We start from the raw sequence: 13877 nt of genomic DNA on the forward strand, positions 1-13877 counted from the left end.
CGCTCAGCGTCCCTTGCTTGGGGGAAATCGGCCGCCCAGGGCGGTCATGGCGGCCACGAAATCGGGGAAGCTGTCCGCCATTGGGCCCACGTTCTCGATTGTCACCTTATGGCGGCTGGCCAGGCCCAGCACGGCAAAACTCATCGCCATGACCGGGTCGTCCTGGCAGTCGACCTTGCCGCCACCGGCCACCTTGCCGTCGCCGACAATGCTGAGGCTGCCGGGCTCCTGGCGCAGTTTGACCTTGTTGGCCCGCAGCCCCGCCGACAGCCGCTCCCAGGGGTCGCCATTGGACGCGGCAGCGCCGGTGTGGATCACCGTCTCGCCCTCGGCAAAGGCGGCGGCCACCGCCAGCATCGCCATATCGTCGCGCATGCTCTCGAGGTGGCGCTGGTCCACCCGCACCCCCTTGAGCCAGCTGGAGCGCACCCGCAGATCGGCGATGTGCTCGCCGGCGGTCTCGCGCTGGTTGAGAAACTGGATATTGCCGCCCATTTCCAGCAGCGTGTCGATCAGCCCGGTGCGCAGCGGATTGATCAGCACGTTTTCCACCACCACGTCCGATCCCTTGATGATCAGCGCCGCCACAATCGCGAAGGCCGCCGCCGAGGGATCGCCCGGCACGCTGATGGCCTGTGGCGTGAGCTCGGGCAGGCCTGCCAGCCGAATCGTCACGCCGCCGCCGTCATCGGCATCGGGCGTCACCGTGATATCGGCGCCAAAGGCGGCCAGCAGCTTTTCGGTATGGTCGCGCGCGACCATGGCCTGGTGCAGCTGGCTGTCGCCGGCCAGTTGCAGCCCGGCCAGCAGCAGCGCGGTCTTGGTGGCTTCGGCGGGGGTCACCAGATTGAGCTGCAGCGGCAAGGGCAGGCAGGCGCCATGCAGGGTCAAGCCGCTCTTGCCCCGCCGCTCGAGGCGCGCGCCGATGGCGGTCAGGCCCTCAAGCAGTTCAGGGTCGATGCCCTTGCCCACGGCCGGATCGGCGCGCAATGCGGTGGCAAAGCCATAGGGCGCCAGCAGCCCCAGCAGCATGGCCAGGCTGGTGGCCGATGGCCCCGCCTGCAGCGGCGCCTCGGGCTTGAGCAGCCCGGCCACGCCCAGCCCGGTCACCTGCGTCTGCGGCCCGCTGGTCTCGATGCTGACGCCCAGCTGGCGCAGCCCGGCAATACAGCGCTGCACATCGGCGGACAGGCGCAATCTGGTGAAGCTGCTGGTGCCCACGGTCAGCGCCGCCAGCAGCACGGCGCGCAGCGAGATGGCGGGGTCGCCGGGCGTCGCAAAGCGGCCGCTGAGCGGATCGGCACCGTGGGCGGTGAGCGGGGCGGAACTGGCTGGCAAATCGGTCATGACGCGCCCGGACTTAACACGGTCAGCCCCGTGATTGCCATCACCCCGTCGGCCCGGGAAGCTGCTCTCCACATTTTCGGTTTGACAGGGGCCTGCTTTGCTCATAACCGGACTGACCAAACACGGGGCGAAACCGCCCACCAAACCCCATCCACGAGGAACATCGATGGCCAGTTCCGACCGCGGCACCAAGCGGACCGACCCTGATACGGGTAAAAAGTTCTACGATCTCAACCTCGATCCGGTTGTCTCGCCCTATACCGGCAAGAGCTATCCGCGCGCCTTTTTCGAGCAGGCTGCGGTGACGCCCAAGGCGGCGCCCGCCAAGCCCAAGCCCGTCAAGCCGATTGACGACGAGCTCGACGACGAGATTGAAGACGTCGCCGCGCCCGAGATCGTTTCGCTCGAGGAAGCCGACGCCGAAGAATCGGGCGACGACATTCCCGAGACCGACGACGTCGAAGTCGATGAAGAACTGGGCGAAGATGACGCCGACACCTTCCTCGAAGAAGACGAAGGCGAAGACGACGCGCTCGGCTTTGACGTCAATACCGACGACGAGCCCTGATTTCATGTGATTTTTCAACCGGCTGGGTCACCCGGCCGGTTGAATCAAAAAGTGTCATTTAGGCACTTGCAAGGGCCGGGATCATCCAATAGGTTCCGCCTCGATTTGGAAGGCAATTGTCCTCCAAAGACCCAAATAATGGGGCCTTAGCTCAGCTGGGAGAGCGCTTGCATGGCATGCAAGAGGTCAGCGGTTCGATCCCGCTAGGCTCCACCAATTTTCACTTTTCATGTCCTGTTGCGTCCAGATGTTAGCAGACTGTTAACATTGAACGTCGACTCAAGGCACTTTCCGGCGCAGGGCGCGGTGAAAAACCCATCTCCGGCATTGGCTTGCGCGGTGGCTACTGGATGTTGCGCGCTCATCCGCCCCAGCCCGGACAGCATAGCATAAAAAAGGCGCCCCGTGGATTGGCCCTGCTGCCATGGATTGACGGGCCGGCGGGCCAGGGTGACGCTCCACTTCCAACCGGATTCGGATACCGCCCTTGGCCAAAGCCCCGCTCGTTCTCGACCCCGCCCGCGCCCGCCAGATCTGGATTGCCGCGCAGCGTCTCGACGGCGCCGCGCCGTTCGGCAGCGGCCCCGAGGCGGTGCGCGCCGCTATCGCCCATCTGGGCTATGTGCAGATCGACACCATCAATGTCATCGAGCGCTGCCACCATCACATGCTGTTCTCGCGCATCCCGGCCTATCGCCGCGCCGATCTGGTCGCGGCCCAGTCCGCCGACAAATCGGTGTTCGAATACTGGACCCACGCGCTCAGCTACGTGCCCAGCGCCGACCTGGCGTTCTTCCTGCCGGCCATGCAGGCCCAGCGCAATGGCGTCAGCCGCTGGTTCGGTTCGGTCACCCCCGCCGAGTCCAGAGCCATGCTGGCCCGCCTGCGCCGCGAGGGGCCGCTGTCGATGCGCGATATCGGCGACGACCGGCTGGTCGACAAGGATCATCCCTGGGCCAGCCGCAAGCCATCCAAGCGCGTGCTCGAAATGCTGTTCTACCAGGGCCATGTCACCGTCGCGGCGCGTCAGGGCATGCTCAAGAGCTATGATCTGATGGCGCGCCATTTCGGCTGGACCGGCAGGCCGAAGCCGGCCACCGCCCGCCAGATCATTGCCTATAAGCTCGATCGCGCCCTGCGCAGCCAGGGTGTGGTCAGTCTGGATTCCATCTGCCACCTCGACGCGCCCAGCAAGCCCATGGTCAAGGCGCTGATCGACAGCCGTGTCCGCGCCAGAAAGCTGGTGCCGCTGACCCTGGCCGGGCCGGACCAGACCCTCCATTGGGCCGCGCCGGAAACGCTCGAGGCCCCCGCCAGCATCCCGCCGGGGCTGGTGCACATCCTCTCCCCGTTCGATCCGCTGGTCATCCAGCGCAAGCGGCTCAAGCGCTTTTTTGGCTATGAGCATCTGTTTGAAGCCTATCTGCCGGCCGAAAAGCGCCGCTACGGCTATTTCGCCCTGCCGGTGCTGCTGGGCGACAATATCGTCGCCGCCCTCGACCTCAAGACCGACCGCAGCGCCGGCAAGCTGCTGATCCGGCAAGAGACCTGGCTGGCTGATGTCGGGGCCGAGGGCCGGGCCGCGGTGGATGAAGCGCTGGGACGGTTCGAGCGGTTTCAATTGGGGGATTGAGGGGCAACGGAGGCTGGCTGAGTGCTCTTTTCTCAGCAGTCATAGTTGCTGATACACAGCGTTCTACGGACAGACTATCTTCTGAGCCGACCATCCGGTCACGATTAGCGAATTCGTCAATAATTTCTACACACGGTGCCGATATTATCAATATATCGTTTTTATCGGCGCTTCCAATATCCGTACTTTAGATTATAGATTTTTGGTTTTGGAGAAAATATTGATTTCATTTAGTGAAGCTATTGAGCAAACTGCGGACGAAGATCGTGCACTGCTGATCGGAAATGGGTTTTCTTCAAAATACACATCTTATTCTACACTCCTTTCTAAATCTGGCCTCGAAGAAGGGTCGGATTTGCGTTCGCTGTTTGATGCTTTGGAGACCGTGGATTTTGAGGCCGTTGTACACTCACTCGAGCAGGCGGCTATCGTCGAGATGGCATATGGGAATGCTGTGCATTCAAATGAGCTCGTAACGGACGCACAAAAGGTTCGAGAGGCCCTAGTAAACGCGGTCAGAACTACTCACCCGGCACATCGGGACGAGTTGGCTGCATACTATGAAAGCGGGGCTTCGTTCCTGAGCAATTTCAAGAAGGTCTTCACTCTCAACTATGACTTACTGCTGTACTGGGTGAACCTAGAGAGCAGGCATCTGAGTGACGGCTTCGGGAAAGGCACCGACGCGGACAACTTCAAAGGACCATTCTATGAAGATGCTTGGTGCGACATCTACAATCTGCATGGGGGCCTTCACCTGTTCCAAGATGATAGGGGCGACGTGATTAAGGCGCTCAACGGCGGAGACGGCGTAATTGCTACAATTACGAAGACGATTGTAGAACGAAAGCGCTTACCTGTTTACGTCGCTGAGGGATCATCAAACGCCAAGATGCTGAAGATAAATTCAGTCGGATATCTTCGTCATTGTTACGACGAGTTGCTTTCGAACACTGCTAGCCACCTTTTCGTATATGGTCACAGCGCAGACGACAATGACGCTCACATCTATCGCGCAATTTTCAGCTCAGGTGTAAAAAAGGTCTATTTCGGAGTGTATAAGCCAACCGAAGAAAAAATTAGGGTCTTTAGGGGGCAGCTAGCTAGGCATAAGGAACTAGGAGGAAGAAGTATTGACTTCACGTTCTATGATGCTGCCAGCGCAGATCTTTGGGCTGACGCCTAGATCCCGACATGGGAACGCAATCCGCCCGCCCCCGGCCTTCCCATTGCCACCCCTGCGCGGTACAAGCCTCGCCGCGAACGGGGAACGACAATGGCAACTTTCACAGACATGGCCCGCCGGGTGTACAACCACACCTGGAAGCTCGATCCGATCGTGCGCAGCCTGCTCGATACCGATTTCTACAAGCTGCTGATGCTGCAGATGATCTGGGGGCTGTATCCCGGCGTCAACGCCACCTTCTCGCTGATCAACCGCACCAAATCGGTGCGGCTGGCCGACGAGATCGACATTGACGAGCTGCGCGCCCAGCTCGATCACGTGCGCGAACTGCGTTTCACCAAAAAGGAAATGATCTGGCTGGCGGGCAACAGTTTTTATGGCTCCAAGCAGATCTTTTCGCCGGCCTTTCTCAAATGGCTCGAGGATTTCCGCCTGCCCGACTACACGCTTGAGCGCCGCGACGGCCAGTTCGTGCTCGAATTCCCCGGCCTGTGGATGGAAACCTCGATGTGGGAAATCCCCGCGCTCGCCATCATCAACGAGCTGCGCAGCCGGGCCGCCCTCAAGCATTATGGCCCCTTTACCCTCGATGTGCTCTATGCCCGCGCCAAGGCCAAGATGTGGGAAAAGGTCGAGCGGCTGCAAAAGCTGCCTGATCTGCGTATTTCCGATTTCGGCACCAGGCGGCGGCATTCCTTCCTGTGGCAGCGCTGGTGCGTCGATGCGCTCAAGGAGGGCATTGGCGACAATTTCACCGGCACCTCCAACGTCAAGCTGGCCATGGACACCGACCTGGAGGCGCTGGGCACCAATGCCCATGAGCTGCCCATGGTGCTGGCGGCGCTGGCGTCCAGTGACGAGGCGCTGCTGGCCTCGCCCTATCAGGTGCTGACCGATTGGGAGCGCTATTATGGCGGCAATCTCAAGATCGTGCTGCCCGATGCCTTTGGCACCGACTCGTTTCTCGAGCATGCGCCCGACTGGGTGGCCGACTGGACCGGCTTCCGGCCCGACAGCGCGCCGGCCATTGCCGGGGGCGAGCGCATCATTTCGTGGTGGAAAAGTCGCGGTCGCGATCCGCGCGAAAAATTACTGATTTTTTCCGATGGGCTCGACGTCGACATGATCGAGGAGGCCTATCTGCATTTTGACGGCAAGGTACGCATGGCTTTTGGCTGGGGCACCAACCTGACCAATGACTTTGCGGGCTGCGAACCCGATGGGCCAAACCCCGGACTGGAACCAATTTCCATCGTTGCCAAGGTCAGCGAAGCGAATGGACGCCCCGTGGTCAAGCTATCCGACAATCCGGCCAAGGCCACCGGCACGCCCGAGGAAATCGCACGCTATATCCGGCTTTTTGGCGAGTCCGGGCGGGTTGAATACGCCGTCAAGGTGTGATCTAGGCGCCATTCCTTCAATAAAGCACCGCAGCGGAACAACCAGCCCGCACCGTGCGTTAAGAGCTCGGGATACTCCACGCGTGCCACTGCGTTGGGGGTCCCTCGGGGCCGGTATGACCTTTGAACTTATCGATATCGCTGTGCGGGACAAACAGTCCCATCCTCGGCTTGCCGGTCGCGTGACCGGTCACGTCCGCGCTGTGCTCAGCGAGGTGCTGGACGGGCATGCGCAGACCCATGAGCTGTCCATTGCCGTCTGGGCCAATGTCGCCCCTGATACGCCGCCCGCCGATGTCGATATGGCGCTGCTGCTCAAGGCCGCAGAAATCGTCGCCCGCATGAAGAAATCCATGGGTACGGACGATTAGGCCTTCTGCGCCAGCGCCTTGAGGAATGCCCGCTGCGTTTCGCTCAGCCCGCCTCGGGCAAGCCTGGGCGGTGGCGGCAGCACGGCCCGGCTCGGTTGATGCCGGTATTTGGGGGCATGGGCATAGTAGCGCGCCGACCGCGCCAGGGCGGCATGGGCGCGCAGCCGGCGTTCATCGCGCACAAACCAGATGATGGTGGTCAGCACCACCGCCCACATTGCCAGAACCTGCCAGACCATTGCCGTCTCCTTCAGTGCAGGAGCCAGACTTAGCTAACGAGACGTTAACGCCCAAGCCGAATCCGGCGTTAGGCTTACCCGCTAAAATTGCAATCAATCGGGCCGGCAAGGGCCCGGACCGGCCTACGCCTTGTCCTTGCCGCTGGTCAGGGGCACCGCATAGAGCTCGAGCCGGTGGTCGACCAGCCGGTAGCCCAGCCGCTTGGCAATGACCTCCTGGATCGCCTCGATTTCCTCATTGCGGAATTCGATGACCGCGCCGCTGCGAATATCGATCAGATGGTCATGATGCTCGTCCGGGATCAGCTCGAACCGCGCCCGCCCGTCCTTGAAGTCGTGCTTGGTGACCAGGCCCGCCTCTTCGAACAGATTCACCGTGCGATACACTGTCGACAGCGAGATGCGGTCATCAATCGCCGAAGCGCGGTGATAGAGTTCTTCCACATCGGGGTGGTCAGCAGCCGATTCAATCACCCGGGCAATCACGCGACGCTGTTCGGTCATGCGCATGCCTTTGGCGACGCAGGCTTCTTCCAGCGTTGGCTCGGTCTGGCTCTTGCTCACATCACGGCTCCCGACCGGATCTGTCATGGCACCGGCCTATCCAAGATCGGTGGCCATGACAAGCGCCGTGGCCGCCGAGCCATCGGCCCGGGGGTAATAGCCCTGGCGCTGGGCAATAGTGGTAAAACCCAGCCGCTGATAGAGCTTGATCGCCGCCGCATTCTCTTCGCTGACCTCAAGAAACATCCGCCTGGCCGGACTGGTCAGCAGATCGGCAAAGGCGGCCTGCAGCAGCGCCCGGCCCAGGCCCTTGCCGCGCCATTTGGGGTCCACCGCAATGGTCAGCAATTCGGCTTCATCGGCAGCGATGCGCACCAGCGCAAACCCGGCAATTCGCCGCTTGGCATCGCAGGCCACATAGACCGGCGTATCGCGCTCGCTCAAAAAGCTGGCAAATTCAGCGCTCGGCCAGCCGCGGTAAAACCCCTTGGCATGGATGCGCGCCAGCTCATCGGCATCCCTGGTCTGCCCCGGCTCGATATGCAGGCCCCCCGGGGCCATCCACAGCTTGATCACGTGGCGCTTCTTTCCACCCGGCCGGCCGTCTGCGGCTTGGCATCGGCGTCGCGCACATAGGCCGCCTCGGGCGGGTGGGTCGCGGGATCAGCCGTGGCGCCATATTGCGCCAGCAGCGCCACATCGACAAAGGGCGTGGAAATCAGCGTGGTTTCGGGCGGTGTCGCCGCCTGTGCCAGCGCCATGGGCAGCAGATCGGGCGCCGTCACCGCCATGCCGGCCCCGGCAAAAATCTGGAAATAGGCCTCGCCGCGCCGCGCATCGAGCAGCACGGTGGAGGGCCCTGCCACGCTCAGCGACAGCGCCAAAAGGCTCGGCACCCCGATCACCGGTATGCCCCGCGCCAGCCCGATGCCGCGCGCCGCGCTCAGCCCGATGCGCAGCCCGGTGAACGAGCCCGGCCCGGTGGTGGTCACCACCCGGTCGAGATCGGGGTAGCCCAGCTTGTTGCGCGCCAGCAATTGGGCAATCCGCCCGAAGATCGCCTCGGCCTGGCCGGTCGCCATGTCTTCCACCGACTCATCCACCCGGCCATCGGCCAGCAACAGCGCCAGCTGCAGCCGGGGCGCCGCCGTATCAATCGCCAGCACCGGCCCCTGAGTCGGGTTCATGGCCTGGCAGCCGCGTTGCGCGCCCGCGACGCCTCGGCCTCGGCCCGCTTGCGGGCCCGGGCATCAGCTGCCGCCTGCACCGCGCCATCGCCCAGATGCGCCGCGCCGCGCCGCGCGGCCAGCGCCATCTGTTTCTGCCGCTCCTGCGCCGCGGCGTGCCTGGCGGTGTCCTGGGCGCAATAGGGGCAGCTTATCCCCTCCACGTAGGCCTTGTCGGCCCGGTCCGCCGGCGTCAGCGGATGCCGGCAGGCGCGGCACAAGGTGGCCTCGCCCTCGACCAGCCCATGGCCCACCGCCACGCGCTCGTCGAAAACAAAGCACTCCCCGGCAAACCGGCTCTCGGCCTCTGGCACCACTTCGAGATATTTCAAAATCCCGCCCTTGAGGTGAAACACCTCCTCGAACCCCTGGCTCAGCAGATAGCTCGAGGCCTTTTCGCAGCGAATGCCGCCAGTGCAGAACATTGCCACCTTCTTGTCCCGGCTCGGGTCGAGATGGGTGGCGACATAGTCCTTGAACTGGGTGAAATGCTGGGTCTTGGGGTCCAGCGCCCGTTGGAAAGTCCCCAGCCCGACCTCGTAATCATTGCGCGTATCGACCAGCACCACATCATTGCGCTCGATCAGCCCGTTCCAGTCGGCCGGCTCGACATAGGTGCCCACCGCCCTGGCCGGATTGGCCTGCGGCGCCCGCAGCGTCACGATCTCGCTTTTCAGCCGCACCTTGAGGCGCAGGAACGGCATGGTGCTGGCGGCCGAATATTTCACTTCCGCCCCCTGCAGGCGCTGCCCGAACGGTCCATTGTGCAACAGGAAATCCGCCAGCGCGTCGATCGCCGCCGCCGTGCCGGCCACCGTACCATTGATGCCCTCGGGCGCCAGGATCAGCGTGCCCTTGATCGCCTGTGCGGCGCACAGTTCGGCCAGCGCCGGCTGCAACTGGGCGGCATCGGGCAGGTCAGCGAATTTATAGATCGCCATCACCTTGTATGGCAGTGCGTCTTGGGGCAGATTACGGGTCATGTGACTTTTTCGGCGGGTTGTTTGCCCGCTCATACCATTGCCCGCCCGCGCGGCCAAATCAGAACATGACACGGAGCCTACCATGACCTATCGGGCCGATACGGCACGCTATGACACCATGCAATACCGCCACTCCGGCCGCTCGGGCCTCAAACTGCCGGTGATCAGCCTGGGCCTGTGGCAGAATTTCGGCGGCACGCGGGACTATCCTTCGGCCATGGAAATCCTCGGCTATGCCTTCGACCAGGGCATTACCCATTTCGACCTGGCCAATAATTACGGCCCCCCGCCCGGCTCATCCGAAGAGCTGTTCGGCCAGGTGATGGCCCGCGATTTCCGCCCCTATCGCGACGAGATGATCGTCTCCACCAAGGCCGGCTACAATATGTGGCCGGGCCCCTATGGCGAATTCGGCAGCCGCAAATATCTGCTGGCCAGTCTGGATCAGTCGCTCCAGCGCATGGGCCTCGACTATGTCGATATCTTCTATTCGCACCGCTTTGACCCCCATACCCCGCTCGAGGAAACCATGGGCGCGCTGGCCCATGCGGTGCGCAGCGGCAAGGCGCTCTATGTCGGCATTTCCAGCTATCCCGAGGCCGAAACCCGCGAGGCCTATCGCATTCTGAAAGAGATGGGCGTCGCCACCACCATTCACCAGCCCTCCTATTCCATGATCAATCGCTGGATCGAGAACGACCGTACCCTCGACACCTGCGGCGATCTGGGCATTGGCGTCATCGCCTTCTCCCCGCTCGCCCAGGGCGTGCTGTCGGGCAAATACAACCGCGGCGACAAATCCGGCACCCGCGGCGAAAACCCCAATGGCAGCCTGCGCGCCAGCCATATCGAGCCGCGCGTGCTGGCCGCTGTCGACAAGCTCGGCGAGATCGCCAAATCCCGCGGCCAGACCATGGTGCAGCTGGCGCTGAGCTGGGTGCTGCGCCGGCCGGAAATGACCTCGGCCCTGATCGGCGTGCGCAATCTCGATCAGCTCAAGGACAATCTGGGCGTGCTCAACAATCTGGCGCTGTCGCCCGAGGAAATCGCCGCCATCGACGCCGCCACCAAGGATGGCCAGATGGAACTCCACCCCCGCCCCTCCGGCTGGCTGCGCTGAGCGTCGGCCCGCCCCTCAAGGGGGGCGGGTTACCCCGCCCGGCGATTGCGCCGCCACGCGCGGTCTACTAAATTTCGCCCATGGTGTTCCAGTCCACATTCTTCCCGCTCTGAGCTGACGACCCGTTTCGTCGCGGCACGCCAGTGCCGCTCAGCTTGTTGACAGCGCCCCGCAGAGGCCGCTGTGCGGAGAATTCCTGAATGTCGGATGCTTCTCATTGCGGACTGAGCACGGCTCAGCTCGATCACTTCATTGAACATGGCTATCTAAAGCTCGAAGCGGCCTTCGATGCCGAGCTCGCCCGGGCGGGACGGCACGTACTCTGGCGCGCCATGGGGCTGTCGCCCGATGCGCCCGAGACCTGGACGCGCCCGGTTGTCCGCCTGGGCTTCATGGCGGGGCCTCCCTTTGTCGACGCTGCCAACACGCCGCAGCTGCATCAGGCCTATGACGCCCTGGCCGGGGCGGGACGCTGGCTGAGGCCCAATGGGCTGGGCACCTTTCCGGTGCGCTTTCCCGCCACCGAGGAGCCGGGCGATGCGGGCTGGCATGTCGATGCCAGCTTCGGCCTGGAAAATCCCGACTGCATGCAATGGCGGGTCAACGTGAAAAGCGCGGGGCGCGCCTTGCTCATGCTGTTCCTGTTTTCCGACATTGGCCCCGATAATGCCCCCACCAGGGTGCGCAAGGGATCGCACCTCACCATCGCCCGCCGGCTGCTGCCCTTTGGCGAGAGTGGCCTGACGCTGGGCGAACTGGCTGCCGATGGCTTCGCCTCGACGGCGTCCTGCCCGGACGCCCTGGCGACCGGACGGGCCGGAACAGTCTATCTGTGCCACCCCTTCCTCGTTCATGCGGCCCAGCCGCATCGGGGAACCCAGCCGCGCTTCATGGCGCAACCGCCATTGCTGCCGCGCGGCGAATTCGACCCCGCCCTGCCGCCATCGCCGGTGCAACGCGCCATTCGCCAGGCCTGTGGCCTGACGTTCTAGCCCGGCGCCCCGCGCGCACCCCTCCCCTGGTGGGGAGGGGTGCGTGGTGGCCGGGATGGGACCGTGCCTATGGAAGCAGAATGATCAGTATTTGCCCTGGTCGCTGCCGACAAAGGGGTCGACGGGGCTGGTGCCGGTGAAGGGCGTGCGGCCCATAATGGCCTCGACCACCGCCGCCTGCAGGGCTTCGCTCGAACCATAGGCGTTGATATAGGCGGGCACGCGCGGCGCATCGTAGAGATAATAGGGATAGCCGAACGAGATCATCAGCGTGGGCACGTCGTGCCAGTAGCGGGTCATGCCGCCCAAGGTGGAGCCGGTGAGCTTGACCCAATCAAGGAAGATCCGGCTGCGCCCCAGAGTGGTCTCTTCGGCGAAGAGATAGAGCACCAGATCAAAATCCCTGGGATTGACCGCCATGCCGGGGGTGAAGACGGTGACGGCAAAGCCCTCCTCCTCAAGCCGCATCGGCACGCTGAGCGGCAGCGGCTCGGGCACGAAGGGCACGATGGCGCCGCCGGAATACACCAGCACGCGGTGGTGCCGGGACGGTGAGAGCGGCAGCAGCTTGTTGGTGTCCTTGACCAGGGTGGGGACGCGGGCCGTGACGGCGGTCGCGGTGGCCTGGTGTGCCTCGCTGGTCACCTGCGGGCGGGCTGCCTCCAGTTCAAGCAGCGGGCGGGGCCGGTGCAGGCCCTGGGCGGCCTTGAGGGCGAGCACGCGGGTAACGGCCTCGTCAACGCGGTCCTGGCTCAGACGGCCATCGGCAACGGCTTTGACCAGCCGCATCAGGTCGGCATTGGGGTCGTCGGAGAACAGGATGACATCGCAGCCGGCGATGACCAGTTCGGGCAGGGTCTGGTCGCGCGGGCCCCAATCGCCCATTCCGGCCATGGCGGTGGCGTCAGAGACAATCAGGCCATTAAAGCCCAGCTCGCGGCGCAGCAGATCCTCATTGAGAATGCGGCTGAGCGAGGCGGGGCGCCAGGCTTCGGCACCGGCATCGGGATCGAGCGCCAGCGCATAGGCGGGAAAGGCGATGTGGGCACTCATCACACTCATCACCCCGGCCGCGATGGCCTTGCGGTAGAGCCGGCCAAAGCTGGCCTCCCAATCGCTCATGGACAGTGGATTGACGGTGGTGACCAGATGCTGGTCGCGATCATCATAGCCTTCACCGGGCCAGTGCTTGACGGTGGCGGCAATGCCATTGGCCTGGAAGGCGGCGATCTGGGCCAGCGCGTGGCGCTCGACCTTGTCGATATCGCTGCCAAAGGAGCGGGTGCCGACAATGGCGCTGCGCCAGGCAATGTTGAGGTCGATGACCGGGGTAAAACTCCAGTTGAGGCCGACAGCCGCCGCTTCGCGCGCCATCAGGGTGGCGATGGCAGTGGTGGCTTCCAGATCATCAACAGCGGCCAGACCGAGCGGATTGGGCACGCTGGTGCCCAGTGGCAGGCTCATGCGGCTGCCCTCGAGATCGGCACTGACCAGCAGCGGCACGGCGCTGAGTTCAGCCAGTTCGCGGGCCAGGGCGATTTCGGAGGCCAGGTCGGCGGAATAGATACGGGTGATGCCACCGGGCTTGAAGCTGCGGACCTGTTCGGCGGCTTGCTGGGGGGTGCCGCGCGCCAGCAGCACAAACAGCTGGGCCAGCTTGTCGCGTGGACTGAAGCTGTCCCTGGTGGTGTGGACCCAGGCCATGGCGTCGTCATCGAGATGGAACGGGGCGGCTGCGAGATCGATGGGCGCCATGGGGCTTGCTCCCTGAAGTCTTCTTATGTGGCAAAAGGCTTAGCAGATGTGCCCCTGGGGGGGAACTCGCACGCCGCGCAGGCTGTTGTCAGGGCAAACGAAAACACCGCCGGGTCGCCCCAGCGGTGTAATTTCTGTCGCACTGCCTGCAATCAGGCTGCGTGGCCTTCGAGCCATTTGGTGAGACCGGCCTTGGGCGTGCCCGCGCCGACCTTCATGTCAGCCGCTTCGCCGCCCTTGAACAGGATCATGGTCGGGATGGAGCGGACGCCATATTTGCTGGCGGTACCCGGGTTCTCATCGACATTGAGCTTGACGATCTTGACCTTGCCGGCCAGTTCGGTCGAGAGCTCGTCGAGCACGGGAGCAATTGCGCGGCATGGCCCGCACCACTCAGCCCAGAAGTCCACCAGGACGGGCTGTTGGGAGTTGAGGACTTCCTCGCCAAAATTGGCATCGGAAACATGAGTAGTCATGGGATTCTGCCTTTTGTTCTGAGCGGCGGTCTGTGTGCGCCCAAAGCTGGTGCGTGTCCAGCATGGGTACAAGCAAG

General features: G+C 63.4%; 15 protein-coding genes and 1 tRNA gene. 8 read left to right on the plus strand and 8 right to left on the minus strand.

All coding sequences use genetic code 11. The annotated features are described in order from the left end of the window. Positions 1 to 3 precede the first annotated feature (3 nt). Complete coding sequence (locus ABFY71_RS10495) at positions 4 to 1347, minus strand: 3-phosphoshikimate 1-carboxyvinyltransferase (protein ID WP_347945941.1); 1344 nt, start codon at positions 1345 to 1347, stop codon at positions 4 to 6. A gap of 166 nt (positions 1348 to 1513) precedes the next feature. Here ABFY71_RS10495 and ABFY71_RS10500 point away from each other — a divergent pair, with 166 nt between their 5' ends. The 6 genes from ABFY71_RS10500 to ABFY71_RS10525 all read left to right on the plus strand — a co-directional run bounded on the left by ABFY71_RS10500 (position 1514) and on the right by ABFY71_RS10525 (position 6505). Next, a complete protein-coding gene (locus ABFY71_RS10500) occupies positions 1514 to 1915 on the plus strand; it encodes a TIGR02300 family protein (protein WP_347945942.1) in 402 nt (133 codons plus the stop codon). Positions 1916 to 2055: 140 nt separating this feature from the next. Then, a tRNA-Ala gene (locus tag ABFY71_RS10505) sits at positions 2056 to 2131 on the plus strand. Between the two features lie 271 nt (positions 2132 to 2402). Further along, positions 2403 to 3548 carry a winged helix-turn-helix domain-containing protein gene (locus ABFY71_RS10510; protein WP_347945943.1) on the plus strand — a complete coding sequence of 382 codons (1146 nt, stop codon included), beginning with the start codon at positions 2403 to 2405 and terminating at the stop codon, positions 3546 to 3548. A gap of 220 nt (positions 3549 to 3768) precedes the next feature. Next, the gene (locus ABFY71_RS10515; protein ID WP_347945944.1) at positions 3769 to 4734 is read left to right on the plus strand and encodes a DUF4917 family protein; all 966 of its coding nucleotides are present in this window, start codon (positions 3769 to 3771) and stop codon (positions 4732 to 4734) included. A 90-nt stretch (positions 4735 to 4824) separates the two neighbouring features. Next, on the plus strand, positions 4825 to 6135 hold the full coding sequence (gene pncB, locus ABFY71_RS10520) for a nicotinate phosphoribosyltransferase (protein ID WP_347945945.1): 1311 nt from the start codon (positions 4825 to 4827) through the stop codon (positions 6133 to 6135). A 115-nt stretch (positions 6136 to 6250) separates the two neighbouring features. After that, the gene (locus ABFY71_RS10525; protein WP_305576782.1) at positions 6251 to 6505 is read left to right on the plus strand and encodes a hypothetical protein; all 255 of its coding nucleotides are present in this window, start codon (positions 6251 to 6253) and stop codon (positions 6503 to 6505) included. Here the strand turns inward: ABFY71_RS10525 and ABFY71_RS10530 are convergent. From ABFY71_RS10530 to trhO, 5 genes are all read right to left on the minus strand, one after another. Then, on the minus strand, positions 6502 to 6744 hold the full coding sequence (locus tag ABFY71_RS10530; protein WP_305576780.1) for a hypothetical protein: 243 nt from the start codon (positions 6742 to 6744) through the stop codon (positions 6502 to 6504). The two genes, ABFY71_RS10525 and ABFY71_RS10530, sit on opposite strands and share 4 nt — an antisense overlap. A gap of 123 nt (positions 6745 to 6867) precedes the next feature. Further along, positions 6868 to 7335: a Fur family transcriptional regulator gene (locus tag ABFY71_RS10535; RefSeq protein WP_305576778.1), complete on the minus strand. Its 468-nt coding sequence runs from the start codon at positions 7333 to 7335 to the stop codon at positions 6868 to 6870. 9 nt (positions 7336 to 7344) lie between these two features. Then, entirely contained in the window at positions 7345 to 7824 is a 480-nt protein-coding gene (gene rimI / locus ABFY71_RS10540; protein WP_305576776.1) for a ribosomal protein S18-alanine N-acetyltransferase, read from the minus strand. Further along, positions 7821 to 8435: a tRNA (adenosine(37)-N6)-threonylcarbamoyltransferase complex dimerization subunit type 1 TsaB gene (gene tsaB / locus ABFY71_RS10545; protein WP_347945946.1), complete on the minus strand. Its 615-nt coding sequence runs from the start codon at positions 8433 to 8435 to the stop codon at positions 7821 to 7823. Before tsaB ends, rimI begins: the two co-directional genes overlap by 4 nt. Then, complete coding sequence (gene trhO, locus ABFY71_RS10550; protein WP_347945947.1) at positions 8432 to 9457, minus strand: oxygen-dependent tRNA uridine(34) hydroxylase TrhO; 1026 nt, start codon at positions 9455 to 9457, stop codon at positions 8432 to 8434. The genes tsaB and trhO overlap by 4 nt, the downstream gene beginning before the upstream one ends. A gap of 82 nt (positions 9458 to 9539) precedes the next feature. On the opposite strand from trhO, the gene ABFY71_RS10555 reads away from it, so the two are divergent. Beyond that, positions 9540 to 10577 carry an aldo/keto reductase gene (locus tag ABFY71_RS10555; protein WP_347945948.1) on the plus strand — a complete coding sequence of 346 codons (1038 nt, stop codon included), beginning with the start codon at positions 9540 to 9542 and terminating at the stop codon, positions 10575 to 10577. Between the two features lie 200 nt (positions 10578 to 10777). Beyond that, positions 10778 to 11569 (plus strand): phytanoyl-CoA dioxygenase family protein, encoded by a 792-nt coding sequence (locus ABFY71_RS10560; protein ID WP_347945949.1) that lies wholly within the window; start codon positions 10778 to 10780, stop codon positions 11567 to 11569. A gap of 84 nt (positions 11570 to 11653) precedes the next feature. Here the strand turns inward: ABFY71_RS10560 and ABFY71_RS10565 are convergent, their stop codons facing one another. Both ABFY71_RS10565 and trxA read right to left on the minus strand, forming a co-directional pair. Further along, positions 11654 to 13324 carry a glycoside hydrolase family 3 protein gene (locus tag ABFY71_RS10565; protein ID WP_347945950.1) on the minus strand — a complete coding sequence of 557 codons (1671 nt, stop codon included), beginning with the start codon at positions 13322 to 13324 and terminating at the stop codon, positions 11654 to 11656. 152 nt (positions 13325 to 13476) lie between these two features. Further along, positions 13477 to 13800 (minus strand): thioredoxin, encoded by a 324-nt coding sequence (gene trxA / locus ABFY71_RS10570; RefSeq protein ID WP_305576762.1) that lies wholly within the window; start codon positions 13798 to 13800, stop codon positions 13477 to 13479. Positions 13801 to 13877: the final 77 nt, after the last annotated feature.

It is taken from the genome of Devosia alba (genome assembly GCF_039938915.1).
In the GTDB taxonomy this organism is placed as follows: domain Bacteria; phylum Pseudomonadota; class Alphaproteobacteria; order Rhizobiales; family Devosiaceae; genus Devosia; species Devosia alba.

Coding starts and splice junctions, on each gene's coding strand:
- ABFY71_RS10560 (WP_347945949.1), top strand. CDS start 10,778: ATGTCGGATGCTTCTCATTGCGGACTGAGCACGGCTCAGCTCGATCAC.
- trxA (WP_305576762.1), bottom strand. CDS start 13,800: ATGACTACTCATGTTTCCGATGCCAATTTTGGCGAGGAAGTCCTCAAC.
- ABFY71_RS10495 (WP_347945941.1), bottom strand. CDS start 1,347: ATGACCGATTTGCCAGCCAGTTCCGCCCCGCTCACCGCCCACGGTGCC.
- ABFY71_RS10555 (WP_347945948.1), top strand. CDS start 9,540: ATGACCTATCGGGCCGATACGGCACGCTATGACACCATGCAATACCGC.
- pncB (WP_347945945.1), top strand. CDS start 4,825: ATGGCAACTTTCACAGACATGGCCCGCCGGGTGTACAACCACACCTGG.
- ABFY71_RS10535 (WP_305576778.1), bottom strand. CDS start 7,335: ATGACAGATCCGGTCGGGAGCCGTGATGTGAGCAAGAGCCAGACCGAG.
- ABFY71_RS10500 (WP_347945942.1), top strand. CDS start 1,514: ATGGCCAGTTCCGACCGCGGCACCAAGCGGACCGACCCTGATACGGGT.
- ABFY71_RS10565 (WP_347945950.1), bottom strand. CDS start 13,324: ATGGCGCCCATCGATCTCGCAGCCGCCCCGTTCCATCTCGATGACGAC.
- ABFY71_RS10530 (WP_305576780.1), bottom strand. CDS start 6,744: ATGGTCTGGCAGGTTCTGGCAATGTGGGCGGTGGTGCTGACCACCATC.
- tsaB (WP_347945946.1), bottom strand. CDS start 8,435: ATGAACCCGACTCAGGGGCCGGTGCTGGCGATTGATACGGCGGCGCCC.
- ABFY71_RS10525 (WP_305576782.1), top strand. CDS start 6,251: ATGACCTTTGAACTTATCGATATCGCTGTGCGGGACAAACAGTCCCAT.
- trhO (WP_347945947.1), bottom strand. CDS start 9,457: ATGACCCGTAATCTGCCCCAAGACGCACTGCCATACAAGGTGATGGCG.